The sequence below is a fragment of the Pseudomonas rhizosphaerae genome, assembly GCF_000761155.1.
Taxonomy (GTDB): Bacteria; Pseudomonadota; Gammaproteobacteria; order Pseudomonadales; family Pseudomonadaceae; genus Aquipseudomonas; species Aquipseudomonas rhizosphaerae.
The window spans coordinates 2659799-2676075 of the sequence record NZ_CP009533.1; the positions used below are offsets into that span (position 1 = coordinate 2659799).

Consider the following 16277-nt stretch of genomic DNA (forward strand, 5'->3'; position numbering starts at 1 on the left):
GGGCAGACGCGAACTTGTGGGAGCGGGTCTCTGCCCGCGAAGAAATCGCTGCGGTGGTTCAGGAATACCGCGGTGGATTCTTCGCGGGCAGAGACCCGCTCCCACAGGGGGGGTTTGTATACACTCAAAAAAGGCCGGAGGTCGGGGGCGGGGTGCCCTTGAGCTGCCAGGTGCCCACTGCTGCGGCTTTCCAGTCGCGGGGGTTGTGATTGGCTACGGTGCGGGCGTTGCGCCAGTGCCGGTCCAGGTTATGGCCGCGCCCGGTCGTGGAGGCGCCGCCCACATCGAACACCCGTTCCGCCGCCTTGAGCGCACATTCGGCGGCGATGTATTGCGCCTGCGCCACTTCGATCGCGGCCTCGTCCACAGCCGCCGGATCGAGCCCAGCGGCCCAGGCGCGATCGATCGCTTCGGCGGCCTTGAGCACCACCGCTTCCGCGGTGTAGGCACGCGCCGAGATATCGCCCACGCTCAACGCTACATAGGGATCATCCACCGATTGCTCGGCGCTGCTGTGCTTGATCGGACGGGCATGATGGCGTGCGAACGCCACCGCGTCGTTCAACGCATTGCGGGCGATTCCGGCCTGCACCGACGCCAGGAACACCTGCAGGAATGGCGTCACCAGTGTGCGCTTGCCCTCCTCCACCGTGCGCGTGCGGACCTCGTGGGCATAGACCTGCACGTTGTCCAGCCGCGTCGTGCCACTGGCCGTGAGGCGTTGGCCCATGGCGTCGAAATCATCCAGCAGCACCAGCCCTTCGCGGTCGCGGGGCAGGATGAACGACAGCGGCTGGTCGTGTTCGTCCAGCGCCACCGCGCTGATCCAGTCGGCGTACAGCGAGCCGGTGCTGTAGAACTTGCTGCCGTTGGCCCGGTAGTGATCACCTTCGCGCACGATGCGGGCGCTGATGGCACCGTTGGCACCGCCGACTTCCCAACCGGCGTTGCCCAGCACCGCGCCTTGCAGGTAACGGGCGAACCAGAGCTGACGCTCCTGCTCGGCGCCTTCGGCGCGGGACACCAACAGCCCCTCGATGAAACCGAAGCCGGGGCGCAAGGCCTGGGCGACATTGGAATCCACCGACGCAATGCGCACCAGCAGGCCAATGACGTCCTTCACCGAACCGCCAGGGCCGCCATAGCGGGTGGGAATGCGCAGGGTGTAGAGCGACGCGGCCGCAATCTGTGCGACGGCCTCAAAGGGTAGTTGGCGCTCGCGCTCGCGCGCGGCGGCGCCGGCAGCGATCACAGGAAGCAATTGCTCGGCCCGTTCCAGCAGCTGTTCTACGGTGAGCCGGGTTTTAGGTAGAGAAGGCACTGCAGCAGCGTGAGTCATGAAGTGTTCCTGTCTGTAAAAAGGTGGAAAGAGCAGCGAAACGCCTTCAAATGGCGATCTTCCACAAGCGGGATTCGTCGAACAGCAGCACGGCGTTTTCCGGCTCCAGGGGCGGTACCTGCAACGGCACGCCAGCGCTGGGCAGGCGTGGCACGGCACCGAGCAGGCGTTGGGTGTACGGGTGCTGCGGCGACTCGAACAACTGCTCGACCGGCGCGCGCTCGACCACCTGACCATGGCGCATCACCAGCACCTCGTCGCTGACATGACGGATGACGCCCAGGTCGTGGGAAATGAACAGGTAAGCCAGGCCCAGTTCGGCTTGCAGGTCGGCGAGCAAGTCCAGCACCTGGGCCTGGACCGAGACATCCAGTGCCGATACCGGCTCGTCGCAGACGATGACCTTAGGGTTGCTGGCAATGGCCCGGGCAATCGCCACCCGCTGGCGCTGGCCACCGGAGAGTTGCAGGGGCCGCCGCGCCGCCAACTCGGCAGGCAAACGCACCTGCTGCAGCAAACTGCGAATGCGTGGCGCCTGTTCGGGCGGCGCAATGCCGGCCACGTCCAGCGCATCGGCTAGAATCTGCCCGACGCTCCAGCGCGGGTCGAACGAACTGAGCGGGTCCTGATAGATCACGCTGATGTCGCGCCGCAACGCCCGACGCTGGCTTTCGGCGACCCGTGTATTGGCGCTGCCGTTCCAGGGTTGATCGAGAAAGCACACTTGCCCGTCGTCCGTCTCGAGCAGTCCCAGGGCCATACGCGCCACAGTGGTCTTGCCCGAACCGGATTCACCGACGATGCCCAGGGTCTGGCCGGCGCGCAGTTCGAAATCGACACCGTCGACCACCTGGCGCACCTGCTGATCAGGCCCGACATAGCGCTTGCCCAGGCCACGGGCGTGCAACAGCACGGGCTGATCGAGCCGTGGTGCGCGGGCGAGCGTGGCGGTGCGTTGACCTGGGCTGAGCCGGGTACCACGTTCATGCTCGGCCGGAACCGCATCGAGCAGGCTGCGGGTGTAGGGATGGCGCGGCGCGGTCAGCACCTGGTGCATGCTGCCCTGCTCCACCACTTCACCGTGCTGCAACACCAGCACCTCGTCGGCCAGTTGCGCGACCACCGCCAGATCGTGACTGATGATCAACAACGAACTGCCCTGGGCTTTGATTTCCTGCAATACGCCGAGAATCTGCGCCTGCACGGTGGCGTCCAGTGCGGTGGTCGGCTCGTCGGCGATCACCAGGCCCGGATCCAGGGCCAGCGCGCTGGCGATCAACGCACGCTGACGCAATCCGCCGGACAATTCGCCCGAGCGCTGCCGGGCGCGCAGGGCCGGTTCCGGCACCCCGACCCGTTCCAGCAATTGCAGCACGCGCGCGGCACGGGAAGCACGGTCGCCCCAACCATGGGTCCGCAGCACTTCGAGGATTTCCTTGCCGACCGGCCGCAGCGGGTCGAGCGAAACCAGGGCGTCCTGCAGCACGAAACCGATGTCCTTGCCGCGCACTCGACGCCACTGGCGGTCGCTCAAGGCGAGCAGGTCGAGATCACCGTATTGCAGGCGCCGTGCACGCACTTGTGCACCCTCTCCGGCCAGGCCGATCAGGCTGCGCGCAGTGACGCTCTTGCCCGAGCCGGACTCGCCGACCAAGGCCAGGGTCTTGCCCGGCTCCAAGGTGAACGACAGGTTGCGCACCACGCGTTGCCCGGCGAACTCCACGCTCAGGCCTTCGACGATCAGCGTCTTGTGGCTCATGTCAGGCGGCCCTCCAGGCGTTGTTGCAGATAGCGACCGGCGACGGTGGTCGACAAGGTGGTGAGTACGATGAACAACCCCGGAAAAAACGTCAGCCACCAGGCGTTGGCAATGAAGTCGCGACCCATGGACAGCATGGTGCCCCACTCCGGCGTGGGCGGCCGCGCGCCCAGGCCGAGGAAGCTCAGCGCCGAGGCCCAGACGATGGCCTGCCCCACACCCATGGTCAGAGTGACGATCAGCGGGCGCATGGCGTTGGGCAGCAGCTGTCGCCAGATGATGCGTCGCGTGGGGTGGCCCAGGGCGCGCGCCGCTTCGATGTAACCGGCGTTGCGCACCGCCAGCACCTGCCCGCGGACCATCCGCGCATACCCCGGCGCGGCGCCCAGGCCAGTGGCGATGATCAGCGGGCCGATGCCACTGCCGAAGATGGCCACGAACAGCAACGCCAGAACCAGGCTGGGAAAGGCGAACAGGACTTCCAGCAACCAGCCCACACCGCGGTCGGTGCGCAGCCCTCCCAGGCCGCCGAGCAGGCCGAGAACAATGGCGATGCTCATCGCCAGCGCCGTCGCCGCCAAACCGACGAACAGCGACAGGCGCGCGCCGTGGATCACCCGTGAGTAGATGTCGCGACCCGATTGATCGGTGCCGAACCAGTGTGCCCAACCGGGCGGATGAAAGGCGTCGCGCGGAACGATGGCCAGCGGGTCGCCGTGCGCGAACAGCTGCGGTGCCACCGCGGCCACGATCACCAGCGTCAGGAAACCGATCGCCAGGCTCGCGCCTAGACGGATCCGACGGGGTCGACGTTGAGTGCGCAGCGGTAACGCCGGGCTTTCCAGAATCAGATCGCTCATGCCAGGGTTTCCTTCTGCCGTGGGTCGATCCACTGGTACACCAGGTCGACCAGAATGTTGGCCAGCACATACCCGGCCGCGACCACCAGGCTGATGCCGATGGTCAACGGCAAGTCCTGCAGCTGCACCGCTTGATACAACTGACGGCCCAGGCCCCTGCGGGAAAAGATCACTTCGATCACCACGGCGCCGCTGATCAGCGCGCCGATTGCCCAGCCGGACAGCGACACACCGGGGAGCACGGCATGCCGCAGCGCGTGTTTGAAGCGCACCGCCGCGTCGCTCAGGCCACGGGTGCGCGCGGTCAGCACGAAGGGCTGGTCCAGGGTCAGTTCCAGTGATTCGCGGGTCACCTGGCCAATGAAGCCGGCCAGCGGCACTGCCAGCGCGACCGTCGGCAGCACCAAGGTCCGCCAGCCGTCGCTGCCCGCCGGTGGAAACAGGCGCAGGCCGAAGGCGAACACCGCCAGCAGCACGATGCCCAGCCAGAAATGCGGTAGGGCCGCGCACAGGGTTTCAGCCAGGGACGCCAGGCGCCCGACCCAGCTGCGGCGGCCAGCGGTGAACACGGTCAAGGCCAGCACCAGCAGCCAGGCCAGCACCAGTGCGCTCAAGGTCAGCTCCAGGGTCGGCCCGGCCTGCTCGGCCAGTACCCGCGTAACCGGCATGTGTTGGGAATAGGAAACCCCCAGGTCGCCCTGCACCAGGCGCACCAGGTACAGCCCGTACTGGACCGCCAGGGGCCGATCCAGGCCGTACTCGCGGGTGACCTCGGCGACGGTCTCGGGGGTCGGGTTGCCGCTGGGTCCACCCAGGATGGCCTGTACCGGATCGCCCGGCATCAGGCGCAGGGCGAAGAAGGTCAGCGTGGCGACGGCCCACAACACCAGCAGCCCTCCGCCCAGGCGCACGGCGGCGCGGCGGCCCAGGCGAATCAAGCGCTGGCGGCGGGGGTCCGGCGACGAAACAGTTACAGGTGTCGTGGTCATTTGTTCACCCAGGCGTCATAAAGGTAGGTCACCGCCAGCGAGGTTTCCAGACGAACCCCCTGGGTCGTTTTGTAGATGCCCAACCGGGTGCTCTGCGGGTAGGTGGTCAGTTGCAGATACTGGCTGGAGGCTACGGCCTGCGCCTGGTGGTACAACGCCTGGCGTTGGCTGGGGTCCTGCGTGGCCAGGGCCCGTTGCACCAGCTCGTCGAACTGTGGATCGCTGAAGCCTGCGGTGTTCTGGTGATAGCCGCCCACCCCAGCAGGCTGGATGAACGCGCTGCTGAAGATGATCCGCAGCACGTCGGCGGTGTTGGTGTTCCAGTAGCCGACGCGGATGTCGTAGTCCCAATCGGCCTGGCGCTTGGTCGCCTGGACGTCGCTCATCTGCTCCATGATTAGCTCGATGCCAGCTTGCCGCGTGGTGGCCTGCACCTGCTCCCACAGGGTGAATTCCGACGGCGGTGTGCGATTGCCCAGCACCACTGTCACCTGCAGGCGCTTGCCGTCCTTGAGGCGATAGCCCTCCTCGTCACGGCCGGTCCAGCCGGCCTCGTCAAGCAGTTGGGCGGCGCGCGCCGGGTCGTAATCCTGGGCGTGTTCGAAGTCGGGGCTGTAGAAGCGGGTGGCTTTGCTCAACGGACCACCGGCGCGAGGAAACTCGCCGAAGTAGACGCTTTTCAAGGCACCGTCGATGTCGGCGCTGCGCACGAAGGCTTCACGCACCTTGATATCGTTGAACGGCGCGCGGCGGATATTCAGCGTGCCGTTGGTAGGGTTGCCGGGGCGCTGGGCAATGATCAGTTGCAGGTCCGGGTTGCGGCGTGCCGCTTCGTGGGATTCGGGCGGCAGGACTTCGATCACGTCCACTTCACCGGCCTGCAGTGACGCGAACCGCACGGAAGGCTCCTGAATGAACTTCCAGACGATGCGATCCAGATACGCAGGCCCCTGATGCTGGGCCGTGGGCGGCGCCGAGTTGTAGTGCGGGTTGCGTTCGAGCACCACCTGGCTTTGCCGGTCCCAGCGCGCCACCTTGAACGGGCCGGTGCCGACCGGGCTTTCGCAGTTGACGTCGCGCGGACGCAGCAGCGCTCGGGGCGATTCGATACCGAGGAAGCCCTGGGCCAGCACTTCCAGAAACGCCGCGTAGGGTGTAGCCAGGTGCACCTGAGCGGTATAGGTGTCGAGCACATCGGTGCGCTGGTACTGACGGATGTAGCCGCCGGCGGTGCTCGATTGGGTCTTGGGGTTGGCCATGTGGTCGAGGTTGGCCTTGACCGCGGCGGCGTTGAACGGCGTGCCATCGGTGAAGCGCACGTCGTCGCGCAGGTGGAAGGTGTAGGTCAGGCCATCGGGCGAAATGTCCCAGCTTTTTGCCAGCCAGGGTCCGATACGTCCGTCGGCGTCCATCGACACCAGCGAGTCGAGGACTTGCTGGGCGAGAAACACTTGCGGCATGTCGCCGGCCACGTGCGGGTCCAGGCAGGTCGGTTCGCGGTCGGTGGCATAGATGAGCGTGCCGCCGCTGACCGGGGTGTCCGTGCGTGCCGCAGCGGTGGGATTGTTGTCGCAACCGCTTAGCAGCAAGCTGACGGCCAACAAACTGGCCCAGGCGATACCGCCGTGGGGTGTTGCAGAGGAACGCGGATGAATGTCTGGCATGGGTCGGGCTGCGCCTTGTGTCGATGCTGAAGCTCACAAGGGGTGATTGCACAAGCCATGCCGACCGCCCCGCCTCGCTGTTTCGGGGCTTTGCGGGTTTTGCTGGATGAACTGGCGGGGCAGTTTGTTGAAAGGGTGTTGGCTGGCGGACAGTTGTTGGGGAGAAGCTTTCTCTGTGTTGCAGATCCGGTTTTATCGGTGAATCGAAAACCGTATTCGCGGGCAGAGACCCGCTCCCACAGTGCTGCGGATGAGTTTCGTCCTGTGAGATCAGGGCGGGCGGCGAACCCTCTGCCCGCGAAAGAGCCTAGCCTTTTCCACCTAGGCAGGGCGTACTCATACCAATGTGGGAGCGGGTCTCTGCCCGCGAAAGGGCCTGGCCTTTTCCACCTAGGTAGGGCGTACTCATACCAATGTGGGAGCGGGTCTCTGCCCGCGAAGGGGCCTGGCCTGCCTGCCACGTTTACTCAGACCCACACAGCATCCCAGAGCGGATAGTCGCCCAAACGCTTAACGAGTCCAGCGCGCAACGGATTGGCCACCACATACCGCGCAGCGGCCACGACGCTCTCTTCGCGCCGCAATGCGCGGTCATGGAAACTCGTTTGCCAGAGTGGTCCGGTACGGCCGGTGTGCCGGTTGAAAGACCTCGCAGAGCGAGATTTCACCTCGCGGATAACGTTCGCCAGCGAGCTGGAGTGCAACTCGATCAGCCAGTGCAAGTGGTCGGGCATCAGTACCCATGCCAGCGAGGTTACACGCCCACTGGCCTGTGCCCGCCGCAGTTCGGTGACAACGTGCCGACCCAATGACCAGTCGAGGAAAACAGGCTGGCGTGCGAGCACGACGGTGGTGAGAAGGTACGGACGTCCAGGCTCGGAATATCGGCCAAAACGCAGGCTTTTCGAGGTGTAGTTCGGCATGCCAGGCTCTTTGAAGAAAACCAGGAATGTATAAGGTTAGTGATGCTCGGGAACGAGTTGATAATCACTAGATGTGTCGTGGCCGAGGACGCTTTCGCGGGCAGAGACCCGCTCCCACATGGGCTGGGCGCGATGCATAGGGTATGGCTGTGGGATGCAAGGTAATGGCTACTGGATGTGTCGTGGCCGAGGACGCTTTCGCGGGCAGAGGGCTCGCCGCCCGCCCCGCTCCCACATGGGTGCAGGGGAGTTTCGTCTCTGTGGGAGCGGGTCTCTGCCCGCGAAGGGGCCTGGCCTGCTTAAGGCGTTTCCACAGACTACGCCAACGCCAGCTCCTCGTCGTACGGGTTCTGGGCCTGGCGGCTCCAGAGGCGGAAGTACTGGCCTTGACGTGCCAGCAGGTCGTCGTGGGAGCCGTCTTCGATGATGCGGCCGTCTTCGAACACCAGGATGCGGTCCAGGTGGGCGACCGTCGACAGCCGGTGGGCGACGACGATCACGGTCTTGTCCTGCATGATTTCGTCGAGTTTCTCCTGGATGAACCGTTCGGTGATCGAGTCCAGCGCCGAAGTTGCCTCGTCCATCACCAGAATGGGCGCGTTCTTGAGCAATACCCTGGCGATGGCGATGCGTTGGCGTTGGCCCCCGGAAAGCTTCACGCCACGTTCACCCACCAGCGACTCGGCGCCCTGGTCCATGCCTTCGATGAACGCGCTCGCACCGGCGCGGTGGATGGCCTGGGCCAGCTCGTGGGGGCTGGCATCCAGACGACCGTAGTTGATGTTTTCGGCGATGCTGCGGTGAAACAACCCAGGCTCCTGAGGGATCAGGCCGATCTGCTGATGCAGTGAATGCTGGGTCACCCTGCGCACATCCTGGCCATCGATCAACACCTGCCCTTGATTGACGTCGTACAGACGCAAAAGCAGGTTGAGCAGCGACGACTTGCCCGAGCCGGAAGTACCGACCAGGCCAACCCGTTGTCCCGCCGGGATGGACAACTGCAGGTGCTCGAACACCGGCTTCTGCGGCGAATAGCCAAAGCTCACATCACGAAACTCGATGGCCCCGCGCACGGCGGCGAGCGGCTGTGCATCGGGCTCGTCCACCACTTCATGGGGGCGGATCAAGGTGCGCACGCCGTTGGCGATGTTGCCGGTGGCCTCGAAAAAATCCAGGAAGCGCCGCGACAGGTTGGCGACGTCGGTGATGATCAACAGCGACAAGCTGGTGGCCATCACAAAGGTCGCGATGTCGATGCTGCCCAGGCGCCAGAGGTACAGGGCGATCAGGAGCATGCCGACCTTGAGTGACATTCCGCAGATCGACTGGAACCAGCGGATCTTCTCCATGTAGCCGAACGAGCGGCCAGCGGCCTTCAGCTCGCGGTCCAGGTAATCGCCCAGGTAGCGATGTTCGAACGAATGCCGGGCGAACAGGCGGATGTTGGTCAGGTTGGACACCGCATCCACCACCTTGCCGTTGCTGGTACTGCGCGCCGCCGAGTATTGCTGGGACAACGGATGACTGCGCTTGGCCAGGAAATAGCACACGGTGATGAACGCCACCGACCAGCCGAGCATGAACAGCGCCAGCCAGACCGACGCTGTGGCCAATACCGCAACGGCCAGGGTCAGGGTGACCAGCAGCGGAATCAGGTCGAACAGCAACAGCGCCAGCGCCTGGCCCACGCCCATGGAGACTTCGGAGATCTTGTGCGCCAGGGCACCGGCGAACTCGCTGCTGACGAAGCGATGGGAGTGGCGCTGCAGGTAGGCGTACACCGCGTGAGTGACCGTGCGCCGTTGCAGTGGCAAGACCCGGATATGCGCGCCCGTCGCGCCGCGGGTACACAGCACTTCGAGCACCAGCAGGCCGGCGAACAGCAACAGTGGCTTGCTCAAGGTCTGCCAGTTGAGGTTGTCCCCACTGGCGGTGCTGACCACGCGGGTGATCTGCCCCAGTACCCATGGCACCAGCACCGTGCAGGTCACCGCCACCACCTGCAACAGCAGGATCGCCAGGTACCAGCCACGGAAATGGTCGACGAAGAAGCGAGCGAAGGCAAAGGGAGTGTCCGGCAGCGACTGGATGTTCCAGCTGCGCAGGGCATGTTGACGTTCCTTGTACGAGGGTTTCAAACGGTAGTCTCCAAGTGTCAGCGGCGCGAGCCGCGTCAGGCGTGTTGCGTTTCTACTGGTGCACCGCGTATACCGCCGACGCGGCTTGCGCCGCTGCTACAGAGGAACGCGTGGACCGTGCGTCCGGTGTTGCGAGCGGATCGTGTAGCAGCGGCGCGAGCCGCGTCCGTTGTTGCAAGCGGACCGTGTAGCAGCGGCACAAGCCGCGTCCGTTGTTGCAAGCGGACCCTGTAGCAGCGGCGCGAGCCGCGTCCGGTATTGCGAGCGGACCGTTTAGGGGCTCGGCTCAGATCGCCAGGGGCAGATAGGTGAGCGCGCGCAGGGCGCCCGTCTGCAAGGTCGGTACGGCGTTGAGCAAGGCTTGGGTGTAAGGGTGTTGTGGGCGATCCAGCACTTGCCGCACCGCGCCCGCCTCCACCACCTCGCCATCCTTCATCACCAGTACATGGTCACTGACGTGGTTGATCACCCCCAGGTCGTGGGAAATGAACAGGCACGCCAGCCCCAGCCGATTCTTGAGGTCGTCGAGCAATTCCAGAATCTGCGCCTGCACCGACACGTCCAGCGCCGACACCGGCTCGTCGCACACCAGAATCTGCGGTTCGGCCGCCAGCGCGCGGGCAATCGCGATGCGCTGGCGTTGCCCTCCAGACAACTCGATGGGTCGCCGATCGAGTACCGCAGCGTCCATCTTCACCAGCGCCAGCAAGCGCCCGGCCCGGCTCTCCCACATTGCACGAGGATGACCCGCCACCTGCAACGCTTCGAACAGCACCTTTTGCACCGTATAGCGCGGATCGAACGAGCTCAGCGGATCCTGGAACACCACCTGAATGCTGTGTCGCGCGCGAGCCTGCTGCGCCTTGTCGAGATCGGACCAGCGCTGGCCGTTGATCCACACCTGGCCGCTGTCGGGACGCTCCAGCCCCAGGATCATGCGCGTAAGAGTCGTCTTGCCCGAGCCGGATTCGCCGACGACACCCAAGGTCCGACCGCGCTCCAGACGCAGGGACACGTCCGCGACAACCTTGCGCAGACGCCCGTCCGGCCCTTCGAACGATTTGCTCAGGTGCTCGGCGCGAAGCAGAACTTCGCCGGTTCGAGGTACCTCGGCAATGGCCGCGGAGTCACCGTAGGCGCGGCGAAAATGCACGGCGGTACCGGCTGCCAGCAGACTCTGGGTATAGGGATGGCGAGGGTCGCGCAGAATCTGGTCGACACTGCCCTGCTCCACGATCACCCCCTGATGCATCACCGCAATGCGTGTGGCCAGGCGTGCGACCACCGCCAGGTCATGGCTGACGATGAGCATGGCGGTGTCTGCGCCGCGCAGCGATTCGAGCAGGCTCATGACCTGCGCCTGAACGGTGGCGTCCAGCGCCGTGGTGGGCTCGTCGGCGATCAGCAGGCGCGGAGTGCAGGCGATGGCCGAGGCGATCAAGGCACGCTGGCGCAAGCCTCCCGACAACTGGCCCGGATGCTGGCGCGCACGCAGTTCCGGCTCGGGAACACCGACCGAGCGCAACAGCTCGATGACCCGCACATCGCGCTGCTGGCGCTTCAGGTCGGTGTGCAGGCGCAGCGGCTCGGCGATCTCCTGGCCGACCCGCCGCAGCGGGTCCAGGGAACCCAGCGCATCCTGCATGACGAAGCCCAACTGGGCGCCGCGCAGTTGCAGCCAGTCCTTCTCGCGCAGCGTGCGCAGATCCCGCCCGGCGAATGACAAGCGCTCGGCGCGAACCTGAGCATGCGCTCCAGTCAGCCCAGCCAAGGTACGCGAGGTCACGCTCTTGCCCGAACCGGACTCGCCCACCAGCGCCAGGCATTCACCGGCATGCAGCTGGAAACTGATCCCGCGGATCACCGGCTGCGCCTGGCCAGCAAAGGCAACGTGCAGATCCTGTACATCGAGGACCGGCAACGGTGGCTGGATGAGGGTATTCATAAGCGCTTCCCTTCGCTGCGACGCAGCAGTTCACGGCCGATGGCGGTGATCGAAATGACGGTGAAGGTGATCGCCAGCGCCGGCCAGGCGACCAGCCACCAGGCGTTGGCGAGGAAGTTGCGGCCGATGGCGAGCATGGTCCCCCACTCCGGCGCAGGCGGCGGCGAACCAAAACCGAGGAAGCTCAACGCCGCGCCTGCGGTGATGTTGCTGCCAATGCCGATGGTGGCCAGGATCAACACCGGCTTGATCGCATTGGGCAGCACATGTCGGCCGATCACCGCCGCGCGCCCCAGGCCCAGGGTGGTGGCGGCTTCCACATAGCCTGCGCCGCGCACCACCTGGGTCTGCGCACGCACCAGGCGGGCGTAGCGCGGCACGCTGGCGATGCCGACGGCGATGATCAGGTTCAAGGTGCCCTGGCCGAAGAAGGTGATGATCACCAGCGCCAGCAGCAGATCGGGGAACGCCAGCAGCACGTCCACGCTGCGCATGACCGCAGCGTCCAGCCAGCGTGGACCCAAGCCTGCGACCACGCCCAGCAAGGTGCCCAGTGCCAGCCCCATGGCCGTGGCCGCCAGGCCCAGCAGCAGCGAGGGCCGCACGCCGTGAATCAGGCGGCTGAGTACATCGCGGCCATTCTCGTCGGTGCCCAGCCAATGCAGCGCATCGGGCGCGCGATACGCTTGGCGCGCCACGGCATCGAGCGGGTCGATAGAGGTCAACAGGCCTGGGGCGATGGCCGCCACCACCAGCAGCAGCACGAAGGCGCCGGCCAGCACCAGGCCTGGGCGCAACCGGGTGCGGGCGCGCCGACGACCGATGCCGGCGTCCAGTGTGCCCGCCGGGACTGGGCCCAGCATCGTGGGCGATGAACTGATTGCCATGGACGATTCTCCGTACGGCAAGCGCCGATCAAGGCGCCGGGTTGGGGGTCGCGCGATGGATCTCGGCGATCTTGTCCAGCAAGGTCGGGGTGAATTCGATGTCCAGCGCACTGAGGTTGTCCTGCAACTGCGCCTCGCTCGTTTGCCCGGTCAGCACGCTGCTGACGAACGGCTGCCGGGCGACGAAGCCCAGGGCCAGTTGGGCAGGCGTATAGCCGTAGTCCTTGGCCAGTTGCACGTAGGCGGCGATGGCGCGGCTGGCCGACTCGCTGTCGTAGCGGTTGAAGGTGCGGTATACCGAGGTCAAACGCGAACCCTGCGGTCGCGCGCCGTTCAGGTATTTGCCGGTGAGGGTGCCGAACGCCAGTGGCGAATAGGCCAGCAACCCTACCCCTTCGCGATGGCTGAACTCCGACAGCCCGCCTTCGTACAACCGGTTCAACAGGCTGTAGGGGTTCTGCACACTGGCAATGCGCGGCAGCCCGCGTTGCTCGGCCTGTTGGAGAAAGCGCGCCACGCCCCAGGGCGTCTCGTTGGAGACACCGATGTGACGGATCTTGCCGGCCTTGACCAGTTCGCCGAGCACCTCCAGGGTTTCTTCGATGGCAACGCTGCCACTGTCGTCGACATAGGGGTATTCACGTTGACCGAAGATATTGGTGGTGCGATCGGGCCAATGCAGCTGGTAGAGGTCCAGGTAATCGGTGTGCAGACGCTTGAGGCTGCCTTCCAGCGCGGCGGTGATGTTGGCACGGTCGTGGCGGGTCAAGCCGTCGCGGATGTGGCCGCCAGTGCCCGGCTCGCGCGGTGGGCCGATGATCTTGCTGGCCAGCACGATGTCGGCACGACGCCCGTTGCGTTGCAGCCAGGTGCCGATGAAACGCTCGGTACTGCCCCAGGTATCGGCATGGGTGGGAGTGGGATACATCTCTGCGGTGTCGAGCAGGTTGACGCCGTGCGCCAAGGCCAGGTCCAGTTGCCGATGGGCGTCCTGCTCGCTGTTCTGATGCCCCCAGGTCATGGTGCCCAGGCCGAGCAGGCTGACGTTGAGGTCGGTGTTGCCAAGGGTGCGATATTTCATGGTTCGAATCGGTCCGTTGCAGGCGAGAGAGGTTCAGGCGCTGTGTGCGTACTGGCTGGCCGGATACGGCAGGCCCAGGTGATCGCGCAGGGTGTGGCCGCTGTATTCGTGGCGGAACACGCCGCGCTGGCGCAGCAGCGGCACCACTTCATCGACGAAGATCTCGACGCCGGAGGGAAACATGTCCGGCATGATGTTGAAGCCGTCGGCGGCACCGGCCAGAAACCAGTGCTCCAGGGTGTCGGCGACCTGTTCCGCGGTGCCCACCAGCAGGCGGTGGCCGACCAGAATGCGCCGCGACAGTTGGCGAATGCTGAGGTTTTCCCGACGCGCCAGGTTCAGCTGGGCTTCTAGAAACCCGTGCGAGCCGCGTTCGAACGAGGCCACCGGGCCGATCTTGTCCCAAGGCAAGGGTGCGTCGGGGTCCAGCTCGGCCACGCTCAGGCCGACGCGCGCAGCCACCTGATACAGCAAGCCTTCTTCGCCGTGGAAATCGTTGAGCCGATCGAAGCGCGCGTGGGCTTCGGCTTCGGTACTGCCGATCACCGTCGACAGGCCCGGCATGATCTTCAGGTGCGCCGGATCGCGCCCCCACTGCCGGGCGCGGTGTTTCATTTCCTGATAGAAACCCTGGCCGTCTTCCAGGGTGGTCTGGGTGGTGAAGATCGCATCGGCGTAGCGCGAGCCCAGCGCCTTGCCGCCTTCGGAGGAGCCGGCCTGCACCAGCACCGGTCGGCCCTGGGGCGAGCGCGGCAGGTTGAGCGGGCCCTTGACCGAAAAGTGCTCGCCGACGAAGTTGGGGGTGTGCACCTTGGCCGGGTCGGCAAAACGGCCGCTGACGGCATCACCGATGATCGCGTCGTCTTCCCAGCTGTCCCACAGCTTGAGGGTGATGTCGATGAATTCGTCGGCGCGGGCGTAGCGGTCCACGTGCAGCGGCGCGCCGGCCAGGCCGAAGTTCTGCGCAGCGGCATCGCCGGCGTTGGTCACCACGTTCCAGGCCGCCCGGCCGCCGCTGATGTGGTCCAGCGAAGAAAAGCGCCGCGCCAGGTTGAACGGATCGTTGTAGGTGCTGGACGCAGTGGCGATCACCCCGATGCGTTGCGTGGCCAGCGCCACGGCGGTCAGCAGTACCGTGGGCTCCAGGCGACCGGCCGGGTGCTGCGCCACGTCGCCGCCCAGCGCCGGACCGTCGGCGAGGAAGATCGCATCCAGCGTGCCGCGTTCGGAGATGCGCGCGATGTTGCAGTAATACTCGGCGTCCAGATAGGCATTGGCCGGCACCTCGCCCACCCGCCAGGCAGCAGAATGCGAGCCGAAGCCGAGGATGTTCATACCGATGCTCATTTGCGGTTTGGAGCTCATGGCGGTTCCTTGAAAACGATTCAGACGGCGCTGGCTTCGTCGTGCAGCGCAGCGACAGGTTCGGACTGGGCGGCGTCGTGCGCGGCCTGCGAGGCGCGCCAGGCAGCATTCGGGCTGATGCCGTTGAGGTAGTAGTTGCCCAGTGCGCGTTCGCGGTAGATCGCGGGGTTATGCGAGGCCAGCGTGCGCGCGTTGCGCCAGTGCCGGTCCAGGCGCCGCGACTGGCTGGTGGCCGAGGCACCGCCAACTTCGAACAACAGCGTGGTGGCCTCCAGCACCTGCTCCAGCACGATCTGCTGAGCCTGAAAGGCGCGCACTTCGGCCTCGGTGTAATGGGCTTCACTGGCCTGCCCGGCGCGTTCGGCCTCGTAGACGTTCTGCAACACCTGGGCGACCGCCAGCACCTGGGTCTGCGCGGCATAAGCCAGGCTCGAGAGGCGACCGACGACGCGCTGTACGAGTGGATCTTCCTTGGGGCTGGACTGGCCTGGCACGCCAAAAGCGCGGGTACGGCCTTGGACGAATTCGCTGGCATCGCGCAGCACCGCCCGGGCGATCCCGGCCAGGGTCGCCAGGTGAAACAGCTGATAAAACGCCGAAATGTACGACTCGGGACGCTGCTCGCCGGCCGCATAGCGACGCAACACGTACTCGGACGGCACCGGGACATTGTCGAAACGCGTGGTGCCGCTGCCCGACAGGCGCTGGCCGAAGCCGTCCCAGTCGTCATCGCGGGTCACGCCGGGCGCGTTGGTCGGCACCGAGACGCTGACGAAGTCCTCGCCGGTCAGCGCCGACACGGCGATCCAGTCGGCGTACAGGGTGCCGGTGCAGTAAAACTTCTTGCCGTCCAGACGCCAGCGCTGCTCACCTTCGGGCGTCAGGGTCACGCTCTGCTTGCTGGTGTCGGTACGCTCGGCCATGGCGGCGCCCCACAGATCACCGGCAACCACCTTGCCCAGCCAGTACGCCTGGGACTCGGCTTCGTCGCGGGACAGGCGGCCTTCGACGAAGCCGAAATGCGCGCGCAGGATGTGCGGCAGATTAGAGTCGGCCTCGGCCAGCTCGATCAGCAGCTCGAACAATTGCGGCAGGCTGGCGCCACCGCCGCCCTGCTCGCGAGGCACGCGCAGCGCCCCGAAGCCGGCCTCACGCAGCCAGTTCACCGCATCGAAGGCCAGCTCGCGCTGCTGCTCGCGGGCCAGCGCAGTGTCCTCGATGCGCGTGAAGATCTCGGCAAAGGGGGCCCGCAGACGGGCGTAGTCGGAAGCCAGCGGAAAACCGCCGGTACGCTGTTCAACACTCATGATCATTCCTTGCGTCA

The 16277-nt window shown here is 65.7% G+C and carries 12 protein-coding genes; all 12 read right to left on the reverse strand.

Annotation, left to right across the window (positions count from 1 at the left end; translation table 11 throughout):
- Window positions 1-124 precede the first annotated feature (124 nt).
- On the reverse strand, window positions 125-1339 hold the full coding sequence (locus LT40_RS11815; protein ID WP_043190280.1) for an acyl-CoA dehydrogenase family protein: 1215 nt from the start codon (window positions 1337-1339) through the stop codon (window positions 125-127).
- A 46-nt stretch (window positions 1340-1385) separates the two neighbouring features.
- Window positions 1386-3098 carry a dipeptide ABC transporter ATP-binding protein gene (locus LT40_RS11820; protein ID WP_043190282.1) on the reverse strand — a complete coding sequence of 571 codons (1713 nt, stop codon included), beginning with the start codon at window positions 3096-3098 and terminating at the stop codon, window positions 1386-1388.
- Window positions 3095-3958 carry an ABC transporter permease gene (locus LT40_RS11825; protein WP_043190284.1) on the reverse strand — a complete coding sequence of 288 codons (864 nt, stop codon included), beginning with the start codon at window positions 3956-3958 and terminating at the stop codon, window positions 3095-3097. Before LT40_RS11825 ends, LT40_RS11820 begins: the two co-directional genes overlap by 4 nt.
- Window positions 3955-4947 (reverse strand): ABC transporter permease, encoded by a 993-nt coding sequence (locus LT40_RS11830; RefSeq protein ID WP_043190286.1) that lies wholly within the window; start codon window positions 4945-4947, stop codon window positions 3955-3957. The genes LT40_RS11825 and LT40_RS11830 overlap by 4 nt, the downstream gene beginning before the upstream one ends.
- Window positions 4944-6611: an ABC transporter substrate-binding protein gene (locus LT40_RS11835; protein WP_084139799.1), complete on the reverse strand. Its 1668-nt coding sequence runs from the start codon at window positions 6609-6611 to the stop codon at window positions 4944-4946. Before LT40_RS11835 ends, LT40_RS11830 begins: the two co-directional genes overlap by 4 nt.
- Window positions 6612-7078: 467 nt before the next feature.
- On the reverse strand, window positions 7079-7534 hold the full coding sequence (locus LT40_RS11840; protein WP_043190289.1) for an REP-associated tyrosine transposase: 456 nt from the start codon (window positions 7532-7534) through the stop codon (window positions 7079-7081).
- Window positions 7535-7851: 317 nt separating this feature from the next.
- Window positions 7852-9675 carry an ABC transporter ATP-binding protein gene (locus LT40_RS11845; protein WP_237749259.1) on the reverse strand — a complete coding sequence of 608 codons (1824 nt, stop codon included), beginning with the start codon at window positions 9673-9675 and terminating at the stop codon, window positions 7852-7854.
- A 286-nt stretch (window positions 9676-9961) separates the two neighbouring features.
- Window positions 9962-11620, reverse strand: coding sequence for a dipeptide ABC transporter ATP-binding protein (locus LT40_RS11850; RefSeq protein WP_052393410.1), 1659 nt, complete (start codon window positions 11618-11620; stop codon window positions 9962-9964).
- Window positions 11617-12483: an ABC transporter permease subunit gene (locus tag LT40_RS11855; RefSeq protein ID WP_052393530.1), complete on the reverse strand. Its 867-nt coding sequence runs from the start codon at window positions 12481-12483 to the stop codon at window positions 11617-11619. Before LT40_RS11855 ends, LT40_RS11850 begins: the two co-directional genes overlap by 4 nt.
- Window positions 12484-12535: 52 nt before the next feature.
- Window positions 12536-13588, reverse strand: coding sequence for an NADP(H)-dependent aldo-keto reductase (locus LT40_RS11860; RefSeq protein WP_043190291.1), 1053 nt, complete (start codon window positions 13586-13588; stop codon window positions 12536-12538).
- Between the two features lie 33 nt (window positions 13589-13621).
- Complete coding sequence (locus LT40_RS11865) at window positions 13622-14953, reverse strand: LLM class flavin-dependent oxidoreductase (protein WP_043190292.1); 1332 nt, start codon at window positions 14951-14953, stop codon at window positions 13622-13624.
- Between the two features lie 20 nt (window positions 14954-14973).
- Entirely contained in the window at window positions 14974-16260 is a 1287-nt protein-coding gene (locus tag LT40_RS11870; RefSeq protein ID WP_052393411.1) for an acyl-CoA dehydrogenase family protein, read from the reverse strand.
- Between the last annotated feature and the right edge of the window lie 17 nt (window positions 16261-16277).

Excerpts from the sequence above, each read along its gene's own strand:
- LT40_RS11815 (WP_043190280.1), bottom strand. The coding sequence starts at position 1,339 with ATGACTCACGCTGCTGCAGTGCCTTCTCTACCTAAAACCCGGCTCACC.
- LT40_RS11820 (WP_043190282.1), bottom strand. The coding sequence starts at position 3,098 with ATGAGCCACAAGACGCTGATCGTCGAAGGCCTGAGCGTGGAGTTCGCC.
- LT40_RS11825 (WP_043190284.1), bottom strand. The coding sequence starts at position 3,958 with ATGAGCGATCTGATTCTGGAAAGCCCGGCGTTACCGCTGCGCACTCAA.
- LT40_RS11830 (WP_043190286.1), bottom strand. The coding sequence starts at position 4,947 with ATGACCACGACACCTGTAACTGTTTCGTCGCCGGACCCCCGCCGCCAG.
- LT40_RS11835 (WP_084139799.1), bottom strand. The coding sequence starts at position 6,611 with ATGCCAGACATTCATCCGCGTTCCTCTGCAACACCCCACGGCGGTATC.
- LT40_RS11840 (WP_043190289.1), bottom strand. The coding sequence starts at position 7,534 with ATGCCGAACTACACCTCGAAAAGCCTGCGTTTTGGCCGATATTCCGAG.
- LT40_RS11850 (WP_052393410.1), bottom strand. The coding sequence starts at position 11,620 with ATGAATACCCTCATCCAGCCACCGTTGCCGGTCCTCGATGTACAGGAT.
- LT40_RS11855 (WP_052393530.1), bottom strand. The coding sequence starts at position 12,483 with ATGCTGGGCCCAGTCCCGGCGGGCACACTGGACGCCGGCATCGGTCGT.
- LT40_RS11860 (WP_043190291.1), bottom strand. The coding sequence starts at position 13,588 with ATGAAATATCGCACCCTTGGCAACACCGACCTCAACGTCAGCCTGCTC.
- LT40_RS11865 (WP_043190292.1), bottom strand. The coding sequence starts at position 14,953 with ATGAGCTCCAAACCGCAAATGAGCATCGGTATGAACATCCTCGGCTTC.
- LT40_RS11870 (WP_052393411.1), bottom strand. The coding sequence starts at position 16,260 with ATGAGTGTTGAACAGCGTACCGGCGGTTTTCCGCTGGCTTCCGACTAC.